General features: G+C 70.4%; 17 protein-coding genes and 2 tRNA genes. 15 read left to right on the forward strand and 4 right to left on the reverse strand.

All coding sequences use genetic code 11. The features are described from left to right. Positions 1 to 46 precede the first annotated feature (46 nt). The 6 genes from gyrB to ACFZCY_RS03045 all read left to right on the forward strand — a co-directional run bounded on the left by gyrB (position 47) and on the right by ACFZCY_RS03045 (position 7544). A complete protein-coding gene (gene gyrB / locus ACFZCY_RS03020; protein ID WP_391168899.1) occupies positions 47 to 2077 on the forward strand; it encodes a DNA topoisomerase (ATP-hydrolyzing) subunit B in 2031 nt (676 codons plus the stop codon). Positions 2078 to 2121: 44 nt separating this feature from the next. Beyond that, a complete protein-coding gene (gene gyrA, locus ACFZCY_RS03025; RefSeq protein WP_391168901.1) occupies positions 2122 to 4734 on the forward strand; it encodes a DNA gyrase subunit A in 2613 nt (870 codons plus the stop codon). Positions 4735 to 4737: 3 nt separating this feature from the next. Then, positions 4738 to 5541, forward strand: coding sequence for a DUF3566 domain-containing protein (locus ACFZCY_RS03030; RefSeq protein ID WP_391168903.1), 804 nt, complete (start codon positions 4738 to 4740; stop codon positions 5539 to 5541). Between the two features lie 71 nt (positions 5542 to 5612). Then, positions 5613 to 5686, forward strand: a tRNA-Ile gene (locus ACFZCY_RS03035). Positions 5687 to 5864: 178 nt separating this feature from the next. Further along, a complete protein-coding gene (locus ACFZCY_RS03040; protein WP_003958712.1) occupies positions 5865 to 5999 on the forward strand; it encodes a DLW-39 family protein in 135 nt (44 codons plus the stop codon). 96 nt (positions 6000 to 6095) lie between these two features. After that, complete coding sequence (locus ACFZCY_RS03045) at positions 6096 to 7544, forward strand: hypothetical protein (protein WP_391168905.1); 1449 nt, start codon at positions 6096 to 6098, stop codon at positions 7542 to 7544. Between the two features lie 52 nt (positions 7545 to 7596). On the opposite strand, the gene ACFZCY_RS03050 is transcribed toward ACFZCY_RS03045, so the two are convergent. Continuing rightward, the gene (locus tag ACFZCY_RS03050; RefSeq protein WP_391168907.1) at positions 7597 to 9216 is read right to left on the reverse strand and encodes a protein kinase; all 1620 of its coding nucleotides are present in this window, start codon (positions 9214 to 9216) and stop codon (positions 7597 to 7599) included. Positions 9217 to 9264: 48 nt separating this feature from the next. Then, complete coding sequence (locus ACFZCY_RS03055) at positions 9265 to 9810, reverse strand: DNA-binding protein (protein WP_055545925.1); 546 nt, start codon at positions 9808 to 9810, stop codon at positions 9265 to 9267. Between the two features lie 118 nt (positions 9811 to 9928). Between ACFZCY_RS03055 and ACFZCY_RS03060 the strand changes: the two genes are divergently transcribed. Beyond that, a tRNA-Ala gene (locus ACFZCY_RS03060) sits at positions 9929 to 10001 on the forward strand. Between the two features lie 893 nt (positions 10002 to 10894). Further along, positions 10895 to 12040, forward strand: a complete 1146-nt coding sequence (locus tag ACFZCY_RS03065; RefSeq protein WP_391168909.1) for a response regulator — start codon at positions 10895 to 10897, stop codon at positions 12038 to 12040. 115 nt (positions 12041 to 12155) lie between these two features. On the opposite strand, the gene ACFZCY_RS03070 is transcribed toward ACFZCY_RS03065, so the two are convergent. Continuing rightward, complete coding sequence (locus tag ACFZCY_RS03070) at positions 12156 to 12881, reverse strand: DUF5324 family protein (protein ID WP_391168911.1); 726 nt, start codon at positions 12879 to 12881, stop codon at positions 12156 to 12158. A 283-nt stretch (positions 12882 to 13164) separates the two neighbouring features. Here ACFZCY_RS03070 and ACFZCY_RS03075 point away from each other — a divergent pair, with 283 nt between their 5' ends. Together ACFZCY_RS03075 and ACFZCY_RS03080 are read left to right on the forward strand one after the other, a co-directional pair. After that, the gene (locus ACFZCY_RS03075) at positions 13165 to 13698 is read left to right on the forward strand and encodes a peptidylprolyl isomerase (RefSeq protein WP_361477419.1); all 534 of its coding nucleotides are present in this window, start codon (positions 13165 to 13167) and stop codon (positions 13696 to 13698) included. Between the two features lie 94 nt (positions 13699 to 13792). After that, positions 13793 to 14683, forward strand: coding sequence for a rhomboid family intramembrane serine protease (locus ACFZCY_RS03080; protein WP_391168914.1), 891 nt, complete (start codon positions 13793 to 13795; stop codon positions 14681 to 14683). A gap of 289 nt (positions 14684 to 14972) precedes the next feature. Here ACFZCY_RS03080 and crgA read toward each other — a convergent pair whose 3' ends face one another. Beyond that, positions 14973 to 15230, reverse strand: a complete 258-nt coding sequence (gene crgA / locus ACFZCY_RS03085; protein WP_055545915.1) for a cell division protein CrgA — start codon at positions 15228 to 15230, stop codon at positions 14973 to 14975. A gap of 145 nt (positions 15231 to 15375) precedes the next feature. Here crgA and ACFZCY_RS03090 point away from each other — a divergent pair, with 145 nt between their 5' ends. The 5 genes from ACFZCY_RS03090 (at position 15376) to ACFZCY_RS03110 (ending at position 19003) form a co-directional block, all read left to right on the forward strand. Next, the gene (locus ACFZCY_RS03090) at positions 15376 to 16146 is read left to right on the forward strand and encodes a DUF881 domain-containing protein (RefSeq protein ID WP_391168916.1); all 771 of its coding nucleotides are present in this window, start codon (positions 15376 to 15378) and stop codon (positions 16144 to 16146) included. Between the two features lie 21 nt (positions 16147 to 16167). Further along, a complete protein-coding gene (locus ACFZCY_RS03095) occupies positions 16168 to 16845 on the forward strand; it encodes a class E sortase (protein ID WP_391168918.1) in 678 nt (225 codons plus the stop codon). 84 nt (positions 16846 to 16929) lie between these two features. After that, positions 16930 to 17106: a hypothetical protein gene (locus tag ACFZCY_RS03100; RefSeq protein WP_039938336.1), complete on the forward strand. Its 177-nt coding sequence runs from the start codon at positions 16930 to 16932 to the stop codon at positions 17104 to 17106. After that, entirely contained in the window at positions 17103 to 17753 is a 651-nt protein-coding gene (locus ACFZCY_RS03105) for an aminodeoxychorismate/anthranilate synthase component II (protein WP_391168920.1), read from the forward strand. Before ACFZCY_RS03100 ends, ACFZCY_RS03105 begins: the two co-directional genes overlap by 4 nt. After that, positions 17750 to 19003, forward strand: coding sequence for a class E sortase (locus tag ACFZCY_RS03110; RefSeq protein ID WP_391168922.1), 1254 nt, complete (start codon positions 17750 to 17752; stop codon positions 19001 to 19003). Before ACFZCY_RS03105 ends, ACFZCY_RS03110 begins: the two co-directional genes overlap by 4 nt. Positions 19004 to 19006: the final 3 nt, after the last annotated feature.

Genomic DNA, 19006 nt, shown 5'->3' on the forward strand with positions numbered 1-19006 from the left:
CACATGTTGAACGACGCAGCCGCTCCTGCCTGCCCGGAGACGGCATGTGCTGTGCCAGAAAGGGCGCTTCGTGGCCGATTCCGGCAACCCCATCGAAAACATCACGTCCACCCCCGACGGCGAGGCTCTGGCTCCGCCGTCGTACGACGCCAGTGCGATCACCGTCCTGGAGGGGCTGGACGCGGTCCGCAAGCGACCCGGTATGTACATCGGTTCCACCGGTGAGCGCGGCCTGCACCACCTGGTCCAGGAAGTCGTCGACAACTCCGTCGACGAGGCCATGGCCGGTCACGCGGACACCATCGACGTGACGATCCTTCCCGACGGCGGCGTCCGCGTCGTCGACAACGGCCGCGGGATCCCGGTGGGCATCGTCCCCTCGGAGGGGAAGCCGGCCGTGGAGGTCGTGCTGACCGTCCTGCACGCGGGCGGCAAGTTCGGCGGCGGCGGCTACGCCGTCTCCGGTGGTCTGCACGGCGTCGGCGTCTCCGTCGTCAACGCCCTGTCGTCGAAGGTCTCGGTCGAGGTCAAGACGGACGGATACCGCTGGACCCAGGACTACAAGACCGGGGTGCCGACCGCGCCGCTGGCCCGGAACGAGGCCACGGACGAGACCGGCACGACGGTCACCTTCTGGGCCGACGGTGACATCTTCGAGACCACCGAGTACTCGTTCGAGACGCTGTCCCGGCGCTTCCAGGAGATGGCGTTCCTGAACAAGGGACTGTCGATCTCGCTGAAGGACGAGCGCGAGGCCCATGTGGACGAGGAGGGCAACCCGCTCTCCGTGAAGTACCACTACGAGGGCGGCATCGTCGACTTCGTCACGTACCTCAACTCCCGCAAGGGCGAGCTGGTCCACCCCACGGTGATCGGCTTCGAGGCCGAGGACAAGGAGCGGCTGCTCTCCCTCGAGATCGCGATGCAGTGGAACACCCAGTACTCCGAGGGTGTCTACAGCTTCGCGAACACCATCCACACCCATGAGGGCGGTACGCACGAGGAGGGCTTCCGTGCCGCGCTGACGTACCTGATCAACAAGTACGCGCGCGACAAGAAGCTGCTCCGCGAGAAGGACGACAACCTCACCGGTGAGGACATCCGCGAGGGCCTGACCGCGATCATCTCGGTCAAGCTGGGCGAGCCGCAGTTCGAGGGCCAGACGAAGACGAAGCTGGGCAACACCGAGGCGAAGACCTTCGTCCAGAAGATCGTCAACGAGTATCTGGCCGACTGGCTGGACCGGAACCCCAACGAGGCTGCGGACATCATCCGCAAGGGGATCCAGGCGGCGACGGCCCGGGTGGCGGCCCGCAAGGCGCGCGACCTGACCCGCCGCAAGGGACTGCTGGAGACCGCGTCGCTGCCGGGCAAGCTGAGCGACTGCCAGTCCAACGACCCGGCGAAGTGCGAGATCTTCATCGTCGAGGGTGACTCCGCCGGTGGTTCGGCCAAGTCCGGCCGTGACCCGCAGTACCAGGCGATCCTTCCGATCCGAGGCAAGATCCTCAACGTCGAGAAGGCCCGGGTCGACAAGATCCTCCAGAACAACGAGGTCCAGGCGCTGATCTCGGCCTTCGGCACCGGTGTGCACGAGGACTTCGACATCGCCAAGCTCCGCTATCACAAGATCATCCTGATGGCGGACGCCGATGTCGACGGCCAGCACATCAACACCCTGCTGCTGACGTTCCTCTTCCGCTTCATGCGTCCCCTGGTCGAGGCCGGGCACGTCTTCCTCTCCCGCCCGCCGCTCTACAAGATCAAGTGGGGTCGGGACGACTTCGAGTACGCGTACTCGGACCGGGAGCGGGACGCCCTGATCCAGGCCGGCCGTGAGCAGGGCAAGCGCATCAAGGACGACTCGGTGCAGCGCTTCAAGGGTCTGGGCGAGATGAACGCCGAGGAGCTGCGCGTGACCACCATGGACCTCGACAGCCGGGTCCTCGGCCAGGTCACGCTGGACGACGCGGCGCAGGCCGACGACCTGTTCTCGGTCCTGATGGGCGAGGACGTCGAGGCACGGCGCTCGTTCATCCAGCGCAATGCCAAGGATGTCCGCTTCCTCGACATCTGAGTCGGCCACCCGCAGCCGCAGACGACAGAAGGACTTGACCAGCAATGGCCGACGAGAACAACCCGACCACGCCCGACGAACTCGCCGAGGGCGCCGCCATGCGCATCGAGGCGGTCGGCCTCGAGACCGAGATGCAGCGCTCGTATCTCGACTACGCGATGAGCGTCATCGTGAGCCGTGCGCTGCCCGACGTCCGGGACGGCCTCAAGCCGGTGCACCGGCGCGTGCTGTACGCGATGTACGACGGCGGATACCGCCCCGAGAAGGGCTTCTACAAATGCGCCCGCGTCGTCGGCGACGTGATGGGCACGTACCACCCGCACGGTGACTCGTCCATCTACGACGCCCTCGTGCGGCTGGCCCAGTCGTGGTCCATGCGCATGCCGCTGGTCGACTCCAACGGCAACTTCGGCTCCCCGGGCAACGACCCCGCGGCGGCCATGCGGTACACCGAGTGCAAGATGGCCCCGCTGGCCATGGAGATGCTCCGGGACATCGACGAGGAGACCGTCGATTTCCAGGACAACTACGACGGCCGTAACCAGGAGCCGACGGTCCTCCCGGCCCGGTTCCCGAACCTGCTGGTCAACGGCTCGGCGGGGATCGCGGTGGGCATGGCCACCAACATCCCGCCGCACAATCTGCGCGAGGTCGCCGAGGGCGCCCAGTGGTTCCTGGCGAACCCGGAGGCGACCCCGGAGGAGCTGCTCGACGCCCTGATCGACCGGATCAAGGGCCCGGACTTCCCGACCGGCGCGCTGGTCGTGGGCCGCAAGGGCATCGAGGAGGCGTACCGTACCGGCCGTGGCTCGATCACGATGCGCGCGGTCGTCGAGGTCGAGGAGATCCAGGGCCGGCAGTGCCTGGTGGTCACGGAGCTGCCGTACCAGGTCAACCCGGACAACCTGGCGCAGAAGATCGCCGACCTGGTGAAGGACGGCAGGATCGGCGGCATCGCGGACGTCCGCGACGAGACCTCGTCGCGCACCGGCCAGCGCCTGGTCATCGTCCTCAAGCGGGACTCGGTCGCCAAGGTCGTCCTCAACAACCTCTACAAGCACACCGATCTGCAGACGAACTTCGGCGCCAACATGCTGGCGCTGGTCGACGGCGTGCCGCGGACCCTGTCGCTGGACGCGTTCATCCGGCACTGGGTCACCCACCAGATCGAGGTCATCGTCCGCCGGACCCGCTTCCGGCTGCGCAAGGCCGAGGAGCGGGCGCACATCCTGCGCGGCCTGCTCAAGGCGCTGGACGCGATCGACGAGGTCATCGCGCTGATCCGGCGCAGCGACACGGTCGACACCGCGCGCGGCGGCCTGATGGAGCTGCTGGAGATCGACGAGATCCAGGCGAACGCGATCCTGGAGATGCAGCTGCGGCGGCTGGCCGCCCTGGAGCGTCAGAAGATCATCCAGGAGCACGACGAGCTGCAGGCGAAGATCGACGAGTACAACGCGATCCTCGCCTCGCCCGAGCGGCAGCGGCAGATCATCAGCGAGGAACTGACCGCGCTCGTCGAGAAGTTCGGCGACGACCGGCGCTCCAAGCTGGTCCCCTTCGACGGCGACATGTCCATCGAGGACCTGATCGCCGAGGAGGACATCGTCGTCACGATCACCCGCGGCGGCTATCTGAAGCGCACCAAGACCGAGGACTACCGCTCGCAGAAGCGCGGCGGCAAGGGCGTGCGCGGGACGAAGCTGAAGCAGGACGACATCGTCGACCACTTCTTCGTCTCGACCACCCACCACTGGCTGCTGTTCTTCACCAACAAGGGCCGGGTCTACCGGGCCAAGGCGTACGAACTCCCGGACGCGGGCCGGGAGGCGCGCGGCCAGCACGTCGCGAACCTGCTGGCGTTCCAGCCCGACGAGCAGATCGCCCGGATCCTGGCGATCCGGGACTACGAGGCGGTGCCGTATCTGGTGCTGGCCACCAAGTCGGGTCTGGTGAAGAAGACGCCACTGAAGGATTACGACTCGCCGCGCTCCGGCGGTGTGATCGCCATCAATCTCCGCGAGATGGAAGACGGCCGCGAGGACGAGCTGATCGGCGCGGAGCTGGTCTCCGCCGAGGACGATCTGCTGCTGATCAGCAAGAAGGCGCAGTCGATCCGGTTCACGGCGACCGACGAGTCGCTGCGGCCGATGGGGCGCGCGACCTCGGGCGTGAAGGGCATGAGCTTCCGCGAGGACGACGAGCTGCTCTCGATGAATGTCGTCCGGCCCGGTACGTTCGTGTTCACCGCCACCGACGGTGGGTACGCGAAGCGTTCGAACGTCGACGAGTACCGCGTCCAGGGTCGCGGCGGCCTCGGAATCAAGGCCGCCAAGATCGTGGAGGACCGGGGTTCGCTGGTCGGAGCGCTGGTGGTCGAGGAGAGCGACGAGATCCTCGCCATCACGCTCGGGGGCGGTGTGATCCGGACACGGGTCAGCGAGGTCAGGGAGACGGGCCGTGACACCATGGGCGTCCAACTGATCAACCTGGGCAAGCGCGATGCCGTCGTCGGCATCGCCCGGAACGCCGAGGCCGGTCGTGAGGCTGAAGAGGTCGAGGACGTCATCGAGACCGCGATCGAGGCAGCCGAGGAGGCCGCGTCCGAGGCGGCCGGGGGCAGGCCGTCCCCGGCCGATGAGACGACCGAGGAGTAAGTCGTGAGTGGAGCCACGGGCGGAGCGGGTGGCGGCACGGGAGCCGAAGGGCGTCCGGGATCGAAGACCCCGCCCTCCGCGGGCGGTGCGTCCGCCGCGCAAGACGCCCGTGGCCCCGCCACCGACTCCCAGGACGGAGCGGACTCCGGGGGCACGGTGACGGACACCAGGAAGCTGCGTCCCGTGCCCGCGTCGGATCCCCAGCCCGAGCGGCACACGTCGAGCCCGCTGCCCAGTGAGCGGGCCGCCCAGCCGCAGCCCGAGCGGCCGTACCACCCGCCGCAGGCCTACGCCCCGCCGCCCGGCGGCGGGGCGGCCACGGCCGGCCGCGGCCGCCCCGCGCAGCCGGCCGTGCCCGGGCAGCAGCCCCACGGGGCGGCGGCGCGCCGTCCGGGCACCGGCGCCGGTGGCGCGCCCGCCGCGCGCCCGGCGCCGCGTACGCGCAAGGCGCGGCTGCGGGTCGCGAAGGTCGACCCGTGGTCGGTCATGAAGGTCAGCTTCCTGCTCGCGATCGCGCTCGGGATCTGCACGGTGGTCGCGGCGTCGGTGCTGTGGATGGTCATGGACGCCATGGGCGTCTTCAGCGCGGTGGGCGGGACGATCAGCGAGGCGACGGAGGGACAGCAGGGCGGCGGCTTCGATCTGGAGTCGTTCCTGTCGCTTCCCCGCGTCATGACGTTCACCTCGGTGATAGCTGTGATCAACGTGGTGCTGGCCACTGCGCTGGCCACGCTGGGCGCGTTCATCTACAACCTGTCGTCGGGCTTCGTGGGCGGCGTGGAGCTGACGCTCGCGGAGGACGAGTAGCCGAGCGGGGGCGGCCGCGGTTACCGATTTTGGGACTGGGCTGGTGGTGCGCTAATCTTTCGGTGCAGCGCGGGGCTATAGCTCAGACGGTTAGAGCGCTTCCCTGATAAGGAAGAGGCCACAGGTTCAAGTCCTGTTAGCCCCACCGGCACGATCAGCCTGGACGGAGATTCTCCGTCCAGGCTGATTCATTTGGGTGCCCGGGAGTTGATGACCGGATACCGCCCGTCCGATGCCGGGCATAGGTCACCGAACGGTATCGGTCGGTGTGTATCATCGGGCGCCAGAGGTCCCCTACGTCAAGAAAGAGACGAGGTAGCGCGGTGAAGAAGCTTCTCCTGGTCGCACTGGCCGCCATCGGCGGGCTCCTCGTGTACCGCCAGATCCAGGCGGATCGCGCCGAGCAGGATCTGTGGACGGAGGCGACCGACTCCGTGCCCGCAGGTTCGGGTGTGTGACCCCCACAGTCCCGTTACGAGGGCCCCGATCGCTGCAGCGGTCGGGGCCCTCGTCTTTACTCTCGCAAATGAATCGCTTGCATAAGTAAATGTGACGTGCTGGTCGACCGGTATGACGACCGGTATGACGAGGGGGACGCGATGAAGCACCGCAGCAGGGACAGGGCCGGTCTCACCGCGGTGACGGCGCTGTGCGCCGTGGCGACGATGGTGGTGCAGATCCCCGTCGCGGCCGCCGACAGCCCCGCGGGGGCCCGGGAGTACCGGGTCCAGGGCACCCCGGTGCAGGGCTCCGGGAGCGGCGCGGGCGCCCCGTCCCTGAGACCCGGCCGGACGTACGCGGACAGCCTCGGGCCCGGCGAGAAGCGGTTCTACGGCGTCGACCTCGACGCGAAGTCCACCGCCTACGTCTCGGCGGTCGCCGCGCCCCGGCCGGGCGCGGGCGTCGTCTCGTACCGCGACGGCGTCACGGTGACGCTGAAGAACCCCGCGGGCGGTGTCTGCGGCACGGTCCCCCGGCGGATCGAGACGAAGGGGGTCGCCTATCCCCTCGCCGACTACGTCACCCGGCAGACCGGCTCGGGCTCGGTGGCCTCCTGCCGCACGGCGGGCCGGTATCTGGTCACCGTGGAGCGCCAGGCGGGCTCGGCGGACCCCGACAGCTGGCCGCTGGAACTGCGGCTGATGGTGGAGCCGCCGGTGAAGGGCGGCTCCACGGGCCCGGCTCCGGAGGGAAGTTGGCACGCCAAGCCGCCCCAGCCGCCGTCCGGCGGTCCCAGGCCGCGCCAGGGCGGGCGGGGGTTCTCCGACGCGCCGCTGGTGTCCACAGGGGTGTGGCAGGACGACTTCGAGCCGGGGGAGACGCACTTCTACCGGGTGCCGGTCGACTGGGGACAGCAGATATCCGCCATCGCCGAACTCCCCGCCGACGCGGCGGACAAGAGCACCCGTCCGCTCGGCCAGGCGGTGGCCATGCGCGCCTACAACCCGGCGCGGGGGCTGGCCAAGCGGGGTACCGCCCTGGCCCAGGAGGGCGAGCGGCCGCGGACCGAGGTCAGCACCGCCCCGGCGGCGTACGGGAACCGGTACGCGAAGTCCGACTACTCGGTGCGTGCCATGAGCCTCACCGGCGGGTACTACCTGGCGGTCACGCTCAATCCCCCGAATGTGGAACCCCATTTGGACGGTACGGTCCCGGTGACGTTGCGGGTACGGGTCGCGGGGCAGGCCCGCGGTGGCCCGGCCTACGACGGGAACGCGGTCAAGGCGGGCTTCGGGCTCACGGACGACGAGAAGCGGGAGGCCCGCAAGGCGGCCTCGCCGCTCGAGCCCGAGCCCATGGGCCGCCCGGGCGCCGAGGATCGCGACACGCTTCAGGCGGTGGCCTACACGAGCTTCGGGACGGGTTCGCTCCTGCTGGTCGGGCTGGGCGTGTGGATCCTGACCGCCCGGCGCCGCACGGCGGCGGAGGGCCTGCGCGGAGAGCCGGAAGCGGCGGATGCGGCGACGGGACAGCACCGGTACGGGCCGCCGCCCGCCTGGTAGTTCAGCCCGCTTTCAGCCCACTCGTACCAGCTTGCCGGTCCAGCCTGCTGTTTCAGCCCGCGGCGACCAGGGCCCACGCACCCACGGCGAAGCAGAGCACCGCGACGATCAGGATCGAGAGCGTCGTTTTCCGGGACGGACCCCGCCGCCGCGCGGCGGCGGAGGGAACCCGGGGGCTCTGAGCGGTGTATGCACGGGTGAGGGGGTAATCACGCGGCGTCGGCAGGGGCGCTGCGGCCGGAACAGGCGTGGGAGTGGGGGTAGGCGTATGCAGGTGCGCGGGCTGGGGCGATGGGCCCCGCCGGCCGGGCTGTGGGCCCTGTGGCTGGTGTACGGGTGGCTGGGGCGGCTGCGGGAGCGGGGCCGCGGTCGACGGGGTCGGCGGCTGTTGCGGGGGCTGAGGGTGCGGTGTCTGGGGGTGCGGTGTCCGCGGCTGCTGGGGCGGTGGTGTGTGCGGGGGTGGCGTCGGCGTCCGGGGAGGCACCGGGGGAGGCGATATCTGCGGCGGTGGCGTTCGCGGCTGCGGCGTCGGGGGCTGCGCGGTTCGGGGATGCGGCGTCCGTGGCTGCGGCGGCGGGAGGGTGAAGCTGCCGGTGTCCGACATCGAGGGCTGCGCGGGCGGCTCGGCGGCGGGCTCGTTGGCCAGTCCGGCGGCGGGGCCGGCGGATTGGCCGGGATCGCTGGATTGGCCGGGCTCGGCGGGGCCGGCAGGTCCGGCGGCGGGCGGCGCGGGGCGCGTCGCCGCGCCCTTGTCCTCGGGAGGGTCGGCCTTCGCATGGCGGCGCCCCGGCCTGGCCGGGCCGTTCGGGCCGAATCCTGCCGGCAGCGGTCCGAGATGGTCGAAGACCTCGATCACCTCGTCGTCGAGATCGCCCTCGGGCAGCATCTCGACGGCCGACAGGAGCGCCTTGCGCGCCCCCGTGGCGGAACGGAACCGGTCCTCCGGGTCCGGCTGCAGCAGCCCGGCGATCACCTGCCACAGCGGCTCGGGTACGCCTTCGGGAGCGTGCGGCACGCCGTGCTCGCCGAACAGCTTCACGATCGCTTCCCCGTCGGGCTTGTGCCCGCGGAGCAGATACAGCGCCACCAGGCCGACCGCGAACAGGTCGGCCGGGAAGTCCGGCTCCTCGCCCATCATCTGCTCGGGCGCGAAGTAACCGGGAGTGCCCATCACGTAGTTGGCCTCGGTGAGGCGGGGCTCGCCTTTGGTGAGCGCGATGCCGAAGTCACCCAGCCGGACATGGGGCCGGCCCGTTCCGGTGGACTCCAGCAGGATGTTCGCGGGCTTGATGTCCCGGTGGACCACGCCCTCCTCGTGGACGGCGGCCAGCCCGGAGAGCAACTGGTCCAGCAGTGTGCACACATAGCGGGCCGGCAGGGGGCCGTAGTCGCCGATGAGGTGTGCGAACGAGCCGCCGGCCACCAGGTCCATGGTGAACAGCACCTTGTCGTCGTCCGCCGCCCAGCTCGCCGGTGCCAGTACGTGGGGGTGGTCGATCCGCAGGGCCTGCTCCCGTACGAAGCGCAGCAGCGTATGCGCGTCCCGCTGCTGAAGCACCTTCGCCGCGACGTAACGGCGCCGGCGATGGTCCCAGACCCGCCATACGGCGCCCACGCCCCCGCGCCCGATCGGGTCCACCAGTTCGTACCGGCCCGCGAAGATCTCACCCATCGCGCCGTGCCCGCCCCGTCTTCAACTCGTCAGCAGTTCATCAGCCCGTCAGCTCTGGTGCGCCTCGTAGTGCGCGACCGCCTCGGCGGTCCGCCCTGCGCCGTACACACGGAGGAACTCTGCCAGCTCGGGGTGGGTGTGGGTGAGGGAATCCGCCGCATCAATGATGTCCCCGGCGGCGGCCACGGACCGCAGCAGCGACTGGATTTCGCGGACCACGCGCCGTACGGTCGGGGCCCCTGTGCTGGCGGCGGTCTGGGTGGAGTTGAGGACCGACCCACCGGCGGTCTTCTTGATCTCCTCCATGCGCTCCGCGGCCTCGGCGGCGCTGACCCGGCCGTCCGCCGCCTGACTGGAGAGTTCCTGGAGCGCCTGCACCCGCTGGACCACCGCCGGATTGCCGATCTTGGCGCGCTGGCCGCTCATGAGCTGGGACAGCATGGGCGCGGAGAGTCCGAGGATGGCGGCCAGGCGCGCCTGGTTGAGGCCGAGGTCGTCGATGAGACGGCGAAACAGCGCCCCCAGCGGTTCCCCGTACCAACTACGCTGCAGCTCTCGTGCGCGCGCGGTGGCATCCTGCTGTGTTGCGTCCATCTCGCTCTCCCCTTCGCTTCGCTGCCGCGAATCTTGCGTGGCATCCTACGGAGAGCGGTACCCGCGAGCGATACCCGGTCGGGAAAGGCCGCCGGTACCGGGTATCCTGATCGGCGAAGGGGCCTTAGCTCAGTTGGTAGAGCGCCGTCTTTGCATGGCGGATGTCAGGAGTTCGACTCTCCTAGGCTCCACTTTATGAGAGGTCTCCTGACCTGCAAAAACGCAGGCCGGGAGACCTCTTTTCGTGTGGCTGGGACCTCGCGCGGGGGCGGTACCGGGCGGCGCGTACCCCGCGGAAGCCATCGGGGTCGTCCGCTCGCGGGTGATACGCGGACGTGGCCGGATTTCTCATGTGGTCCGTGGCCCACCGCCGGTGCGGCCGATGTCCGTGTCGGAGATCACCCGGCACGGTGCGGGGCGCGAGGCGTCCGCGGCCACCGTTGCGGCGGGTGGGGCGGTCACGGAGCAGCCGCTGCTCCGCGATCTGGCGGCGCGCGATGTGGTGACCCATCAGGTGACCGCCATGGGGGCCGGGGCCGATGCGGGCTCCTCGACGACCCGGTGCGGCGCCGCCATATGCGCTTCGAGGGCGTCCCGGGCCGGGCACGGGCGAGGGATCCGACGAAGCCGAGCAGCACCACGGCGACGATCGCCGGCCGGGCCACCAGCACGAAACGCGAGGAGAGTTCGCGTTCGCGTACGGGGGTGGGTCGGCCCAGCAGCGCGCCGCCGCGGGGCGTTCGCAGCATGACCGCGTACGCCACGATGAGCGCGGACGGTGTGCAGGCGTACGCCGTCGACGTCGACGTAGTGGCGGCTGGTGAAGGTGGACTCGAACCCCTCGGGCAGTCCGGGTACTCCGGCCACGGTGCCGAATCCGGTCAGCGGCTGGGGGATTCGGGCCGGGGTGGTCATGGCGATCGGCGTCTCCTAAAATGGATCGACCGATCTGTAATTGTTTCGGTGTTGCCGCTCCTGGTGTTGGCCCGCGCAACACCTCCCCGATGCCCCACCCTGTCTCACAACTCGGGCAAGCCGCCCGGGAATCGTCTGATCGGCGCGAGTCGCCGCACAGGGGGACGCAATGGGTGAGTTGCATCCGCTGGGGGAGAACCTGCCCGAGGAGTGCCGGGCGTTCGCCGTGGAGCTGAGGAAGCTCTTCGACGGGCTGGGCGTCTCGGTGCGCCGGTACGCCGCACGCAGGTTCCGGGACCCCAGTACGATCTCGCGCTATCTCAGCGGGACGAGAGTCCCGCCGTGGGAGTTCGTGATCGATCTGCTCGCGGATCTCGCGGAGTGCCGGGGCTCCGCGGCCACCCCGGCCGCCATCGAGGTGGTGCGGGAGCTGCACCGCTCCGCGGTGCGCACCAGCGGCTCCCCGGGGCACGCCTTGGAGATCCTGCAGATCCAGCTGGCCGACGCCGACCGGGAGGCGCGGCGCTCCAGCGCGAAGGAGGACGTGCTGGGCGAGGCGCTGCTCGACCTCCGGCACCGCATCGCCGACCTGGAGGTGCGGCTGAGTCAGACCGAGGCGGCCTGGGCGGCGGAGCGGGCCCGCGCCGACGCGCTGGAGATGACCTCCCCGGATCACCAGGAGCTGGTGAAGGAGCGGGACCTGCTGCGGCAGGAGGTGCACCGGCTCACCGAGGAGCTGGAGGACGTACGGCAGCGGGGGCGGCTGGCCGAGGACCGCTGCCAGATGCTGGAGCGGCAGCTCGCCATGGTGGAGTCACAGCGGATGTCGGCGGTCCAGCCGCAGGACGAGGAGCCCGTCGTCCTCGCGGGCCCGGTCGTGCCCGAGCCGTGCGCCGGGCCGCGGCCCAAGATCCTGGTCGTCGACGACCAGCAGAACAACCTGCTGGCCATGGAGGCGGTGCTGGCCACCCTCGACCAGGAGCTGGTGACCGCGACCTCCGGGCAGGAGGCGCTGAAGGCGCTGCTGGACCATGACGACTTCGCGGTGATCCTGCTCGATGTCCAGATGCCCGAGATGGACGGCTACGAGACGGCCGCCCACATCAAGCGGCGCCCGCGCAACCGGGACGTGCCGATCATCTTCCTGACCGCGATGGGCGCCGATCCGGAACATTCCTCGCGCGGCTACGCGGCGGGGGCGGTGGACTACATGGCGAAGCCCTTCGACCCCTGGGCGCTGCGGGCCAAGGTGTCGGTCTTCACCGAGATCTTCCTGGAGCGGCGCCGCTACGGCGGACGGGACGGCCGGGAGTAGTCATCGAAGGGGCCGAGGGGCGGAAGGACCCCGCGGTCCTCCGCCCCTCGGCCCCTTCCGTCCAGGCCGGGGGCGACGGGGGCGACGGGGGGCGACGGGCGTGACGGCGAGGGCGTCAGCGCTGGTCGTCGTCCTTCCCGGCCTCGGCCTCGGCCTGCTTGGCCTGCACCTCGGGGTCGAGGCCGGACTGGTCGCTGCCGTCCACCGCGGCCAGCCGCTCGCGGTCGCCCACCTCGGTCGCCGCCGGGGGCTCGACCAGCCAGTCGGGGTTGGCCTGCCGGTCCCACCACTTCCAGGCGGCGAAGGCACCGGCGCCCACCAGGCCGATGAAGGTGGCCCGCTTGGCGACGCGGCCCATGCGGGCCCGGCGGCTGCGCTTGCGGGCGAGCTTCTCGATGTCGGCCGCCGTCACATGGGTGCGCAGTGCCGCGACGGCCGCGCCCGCACGGGTGACCGCCTCCTCGCGCACCGGCCCGGCGGCCGCGCGCGCTCCGGCGACCGCGTGCTCGACGCGCGGCCCGGTGTAGTCGGCGGCCTGCCGCGCGGCCTTGCGGGTCCGCTTGGCGGCGCGGACGGCGGCCGCGTCCACCTTGGGCGGCAGGGTGCCCCTGGCCTGGTTGAGCCGGGGCGCGACATGCGCGTGGTACTGGCTGCCCGCGGTGCAGCGGGCCTGGTGCGCGGCGTGGGAAACCTTCGGCGCCAGCCGTACGCGAGCCTCGTGCGCGTAATGCGTGGCGGTGTCCTTGGCCGTGCCGGCGTAGGGCGCCACCGCCTCCGCGGCGTGCAGGACGCTGTCCTTCGCGGTGCCGGTCGCGGCTCGCACGCTGTCAATGCGGGTCACGGGATCCTCCTCCTCGGTGGCGTGGTGATGCTCCGGGGTGCAGAGTGCTGAGCTGCATGTGCGCAGTTTCGTGTTTCCATCCCACGAAAGATCATGCCTGTTTGTGGAGATCATGCCCGTTCGCAGCCCGCGCGGCATGCGCGAACCGGCATCCGGGTCATACGGAAGATTCTCCCGGAAAACGCGCGGAATGGCGCGCCGCGAGCGCCCTGGACGGCTACTCGTCGCACTCGGGTCCGTGCGAGGATCAGGGCAAGGAAGCGAAAACGATGGAAGGTAGATCGTGGCCGAGCAGCTGTACGCCACCCTCAAGACGAACAACGGCGACATCGTGGTCCGGCTGCTGCCGAACCACGCCCCCAAGACCGTGAAGAACTTCGTGGAGCTCGCCGAGGGCACCCGCGAGTGGACCCACCCGGCCACCGGCAAGAAGGCCGCGGAAAAGCTCTACGACGGCACCGTCTTCCACCGCGTGATCAGCGGTTTCATGATCCAGGGCGGTGACCCGCTGGGCAACGGCACCGGCGGCCCCGGCTACGAGTTCGGTGACGAGTTCCACCCGGACCTGGCCTTCAACAAGCCGTACCTGCTGGCCATGGCCAACGCCGGCCCGGGCACCAACGGCTCGCAGTTCTTCCTCACGGTCGCCCCGACCACCTGGCTGACCGGCAAGCACACCATCTTCGGCGAGGTCGTCGACGAGGACAGCAAGAAGGTCATCGACACCATCGCGGGTGCCGCGACCAACCCGCGCACCGACCGCCCGCTCCAGGACGTCGTGATCGAGTCCGTCGTCGTGGAGACCCGCGAGGGCTGAACCCCGCACGGGAACTCCGCGCCCCGCTTGTCCGTGTGAACAAGCGGGGCGGGGGAACGCGCGCAAGTCTGCGGACAGGGGGCGAAGGGACACCATGGAGGACCAGGCGGTCTGCTGTTACCGGCACCCGCAGCGGGAGACCGGCATCAGCTGTACCCGCTGTGAGCGCCCGATCTGTCCGGAGTGCATGATCAGCGCCTCGGTCGGGTTCCACTGCCCGGAGTGCGTGCGCGGCGGCGCGTCCGCCTCCGCCTCCGCCTCCGGCGAGCCCTCCGGGCCCCCGCGGCGCGCGGCCGAGCCGCGCACCATAGCCGGCGGCGCGTACACCGCCGACCCACGGCTGGTCACCAAGATCCTGATCGGCCTCAACATCGCCGTCTGGCTGGCCGTGCTGGGCACCGGTGACCGGCTGGTGGACGACTTCGACCTGGTGGGCCGGGCCTACAACCCGGGCACGGCCGACATCGTGGGCGTCGCCGAGGGGCAGTGGTACCGGCTGCTGACCGTGGTCTTCCTGCACCAGGAGCCGATGCACATCGCCTTCAACATGCTGTCCCTGTGGTGGATCGGCGCCCCGCTGGAGGCCGCGCTCGGCCGCGCCCGCTACCTCACGCTCTATCTGCTCTCGGGGCTCGGCGGCAGCGCGCTGTCGTATCTGCTCGCCGCGCAGAACCAGCCCTCGCTCGGCGCCTCCGGCGCGGTCTTCGGCCTGCTGGGCGCCACCGCCGTCCTGATGCGCCGGCTCAACTACGACATGCGCCCCGTCATCGCGCTGCTCGTGCTGAACCTCATCTTCACCTTCGGCTGGTCCGGGATCGCCTGGCAGGCGCATGTCGGCGGCCTGGTGGTCGGCACGGCCGTGGCGTACGCCATGGTGCACGCGCCGCGGGAGCGGCGTGCCCTGGTGCAGCGGGGGGCCTGTGCCGTGATGCTGCTCGCGATCGTCGCGACCGTGTGGGTCCGTACCCTCCAGCTCACCGGCTGACCGAGTAGCCGGCGGCCGTCGGACGGTCGTGGACGGTCTCGAACGGGGGTGGGTTCGGTCAGTTGTCCACAGCACGTGGTGGATCTTGCGCACCCTGTGGAGAACATCTGTGCGTTACCGCACTGACCTGCGTTTTCGCAGGAAGACGCAGGTGTGAGCGATCGAACGCGACCGTTCCACCGATCACACCGGCGTCAATGCGGCAGAGGTTATCCACAGATCTTCTGAGTTTTCCCCGCCTGTGGATAACCCTGTGGACAGGCGCTCTGCACAGACCCGCGCAGCGGATCTACTTCCACTGAGTGGAAACGACGAACCCCGCGGCGATGAAGCCGAAGCCGACCACGATATTCCAGTTGCCCAGGGACTTGACCGGCATGTCCCCCGTCGTCACGTAGAAGAGGACGATCCAGGCGAGGCCGATCAGGAACATCGCCAGCATCAGCGGGGCCACCCACCGGCGGCCACTGGTCAGGCTGATGCTGGTTGCCTGCTTCGCCGGCGGCGGCGTGAAATCGTCCTTCTTGCGGATCCGTGACTTCGGCACGAGGAACTCTCCTGTCGATGCGCTGCGTGACCGCGCGGGGATGTGTACGGACGGCGCCGGGGCGGGACGGTGAAGGGGACCACTTCCCTCCCCCACACGTCAGTTAGCGTAGTCCTTCCGCGGCGTCGTAAGGAGTAAGGGTACGTTGAGCAATTCCGCTGACTCCCCCACCCCGGCGTCCCGTCGTCCCGCGTTCCGGCCGGTCCGGCTGCTGACCGGAGCGGTCTTCGCACTGGCCGGGATCATCTTCTGGACCAGCTTCAACACGGCCCAGGGCACCGACATCCGCAGCGACGAATCGATGCTGCGGCTGTCCGACCTCATCCAGGAACGCAGCCGCAAGAACGGCGCGCTCGACGAGAGCGCGGCCAGGACGCGCGCCGATGTCGACGCCCTCGCCCGCCGCGACAACGGCAGCACCAAGGCCGAGCAGCGCAAGCTGGAGGAGCTGGAGAAGACCGCGGGCACCCGGGGGCTCAGCGGCCCCGGCCTCACCGTCACCCTCACCGACGCCCCGCCGAACGCCACCCCCCAGATCCCCGGCGTGCCCGACCCGCAGCCCAACGACCTCGTCATCCACCAGCAGGACCTGCAGGCCGTGGTCAACGCGCTGTGGCAGGGCGGCGCCAAGGGGATCAAGGTGATGGACCAGCGGCTGATCTCCACCAGCGCCGTACGCTGCGTCGGCAACACCCTGATCCTCCAGGGCCAGGTCTACTCCCCGCCCTACAAGATCACCGCCGTGGGTGACCGGGAGCGGCTGACCACCGCGCTCACCGCCTCCCCCGCCATCCAGAACTACCGCTCCTACGTCGAGGCGTACGGCCTCGGCTGGAAAGTCGACCAGCACGACACGGTGACTCTTCCCGGCTATTCCGGCACAGTGGATCTGCACCAGGCACAGCCCGTCCCGTAGCCGCGCGCCGATGGGGGGCCGATGAGGATCCGGCTGGTCGTCAGGACGCTCAGTGAGCTGTGCGTCACCGCCGGCACCCTGATCCTCCTCTTCGTCGTCTACCTCCTGTACTGGACCTCCGTCCGCGCCGACCAGGCCATGGACGGTGAGATCGACCACCTCCAGGACCGCTGGTCCGCCGGGTCCGTCGCCGCGGCCGAGCGGCCCGCGCCACGGCCGCGCCCCTACGAGAGCGGCGGATCCTTCGCGATCATGTACATCCCGCGGTTCGGCGCCGACTGGGCCAAACCGGTCCTCCAGGGCACCGCCACCGCCACCCTGCGCAAAGGGCTGGGGCACTACGCGGACACCGCCCGCCTCGGCGCCACGGGCAACTTCGCCGTCGCCGGGCACCGCCGCACCTACGGCGACCCCTTCAAGGACTTCCCCCGGCTGCGCCCCGGCGACGCGGTGGTGCTGTCCGACGGCACCACCTGGTACACGTACCGCATCACCGGGCGGCCCTACCGCACCCTCCCGACCGACGTCGGGGTGCTGGACCCGGTGCCGCGGGCGTCCGGCTTCCGCCGCCCCGGGCGCTATCTGACGCTCACGACCTGTGAGCCGGAGTGGGGGCACAGCCACCGGCTGATCGCCTGGGCGCACCTCGACGCGACCCAATCGGTTGCCCAAGGCAAGCCCAAGGCTTTGTACAGCTGACCCTCCGGCCCCACCCCCGGACCTTTACTCTGGTCCTGCACTCCGGTGCTGCAAACGACTTCGTCATCGGCGAGTAGGGATGGCATGTACGGCTGGATCTGGCGGCATCTGCCGGGTAACGCATGGGTGCGGGCGGCGATTTCGCTCGTGCTCGTGCTGGCGATCGTGTTCGTGCTCTTCCAGTACGTCTTCCCGTGGGCGGAGCCGCTGCTGCCGTTCAACGACGTGACGGTCGACCAGGGAATGGCGGGTCCCCGATGAGCGCGCGCGTCCTGGTCGTCGACAACTACGACAGCTTCGTCTTCAACCTCGTCCAGTACCTCTACCAGCTCGGCGCCGAGTGCGAGGTCGTGCGGAACGACGAGGTCTCCCTCGCGCACGCCCAGGACGGCTTCGACGGCGTGCTGCTCTCCCCCGGCCCCGGCACCCCCGAGAAGGCGGGCGTCTGCGTCGACATGGTGCGGCACTGCGCGGACACCGGGGTGCCGGTGTTCGGCGTCTGCCTGGGGATGCAGTCCATGGCCGTCGCCTACGGCGGCGTCGTCGGCCGCGCCCCGGAACTGCTGCACGGCAAGACCTCGCTGGTGACCCACGAGGGCGCGGGCGTCTTCAGCGGTCTGCCGTCGCCCTTCACCGCCACCCGCTACCACTCCCTCGCCGTCGAACGGGACACCGTTCCCGACGCGTTGGAGATCACCGCCTGGACGGAGACGGGCATCGCCATGGGGCTGCGCCACCGCGAACTGCGGATCGAGGGCGTCCAGTTCCATCCCGAGTCCGTCCTCACCGAATGGGGGCACCGCATGCTCGCCAACTGGCTGGTGGAGTGCGGCGACACCAACGCGATAGAGCGGTCGACGGGGCTCGCCCCGGTGGTCGGGGCGGTCGGCGGCAAGGCCGTCGAGTGACCGCACCGCGCCCCGGGCCCGAGGGCGCGGCCCAGGGCGCCCCGGAATCCGCCGCGGGTGCCGCACCGGCGCCCGAGCCGCGCCCCACCGGGCGGCGCCGCCGTGCCCGTCCGGCGGCCGGGGGCGAGCGCCCCGAGGAGGCGGCCGCAGCGCCCACGGGACGGCGGCGCGCCCGGTCGGCCGCCCCGGGCCCCGGCGGGGCCGCGAGCGTGACGGAGACGGCCGTCCTGACCGCCGTGGACCCGGCCTCTCCGGAGACTCCCGCGGCGGCTCCTGCGGCGGCTTCCGCGGCGCCTCCTGCGGGGAACGAGGAGACGATGGAGCTGCGGGTGGGCGCCGCCCGGGCGGCGCCCACCGACGACCGGACGGTGCCGCTGCGTACGGTCGAGCCGGACCGTACGCCCGGCGGCCGTGCGGCCCGCCGCAGGGCGGCTCAGGAGGCCGCGAAACGCGGCGGACGGCACGGTGGCCGGGCGCGGGGCGGTACGGCCGTCACAGGGGCCACAGACGCCTCCGGAGAGGCGCGGCCCCGCACCCGTATGGAGGCCAAGCGCGCCGCCCGTGCCCGCAAGGACAGCCCGGGCGTGGTGGCGAGCCGGGTGATCGGCGAGCTGTTCATCACCCTGGGGGTGGTGATGCTGCTCTTCGTGACGTACCAGCTGTGGTGGACCAACATCCTGGCGCACCAGCAGGCGAACGGCGCGGCAGGCGATCTGCAGAAGAAGTGGGACACCAAGGGCGCCGACCGCGATCCGGGCGTGTTCTCCCCCGGCCAGGGGTTCGCGATCATCTACATCCCCAAGCTGGACGTGAAGGCCCCGATCGCCGAGGGGATCGACAAGCACAAGGTTCTCGACCGGGGCATGGTCGGCCACTACGGCAAGGGCAAGCTGAAGACCGCGATGCCGTGGGACAAGAAGGGCAACTTCGCGCTCGCCGGGCACCGCAACACTCATGGCGAGCCGTTCCGCTACATCAACCGCCTCAAGCCCGGCGACAAGATCGTCGTCGAGACGCAGAGCCGGTTCTACACGTACGACATGACCAGCATCCTGCCGCAGACGTCCCCCTCCAACACGGGCGTCATCGGCCCGGTGCCGCCCGGCTCCGGCTTCAGCAAGCCGGGCCGCTACCTCACGCTGACGACCTGCACCCCCGAGTTCACCAGCACGTACCGGATGATCGTCTGGGGCAAGATGGTCGACGAGCGGCCGCGCAGCGAGGGGAAGCCGGACGCACTGGTCGAGTAGGAC

Source organism: Streptomyces sp. NPDC007983, assembly GCF_042958345.1.
Lineage (GTDB): Bacteria > Actinomycetota > Actinomycetes > Streptomycetales > Streptomycetaceae > Streptomyces.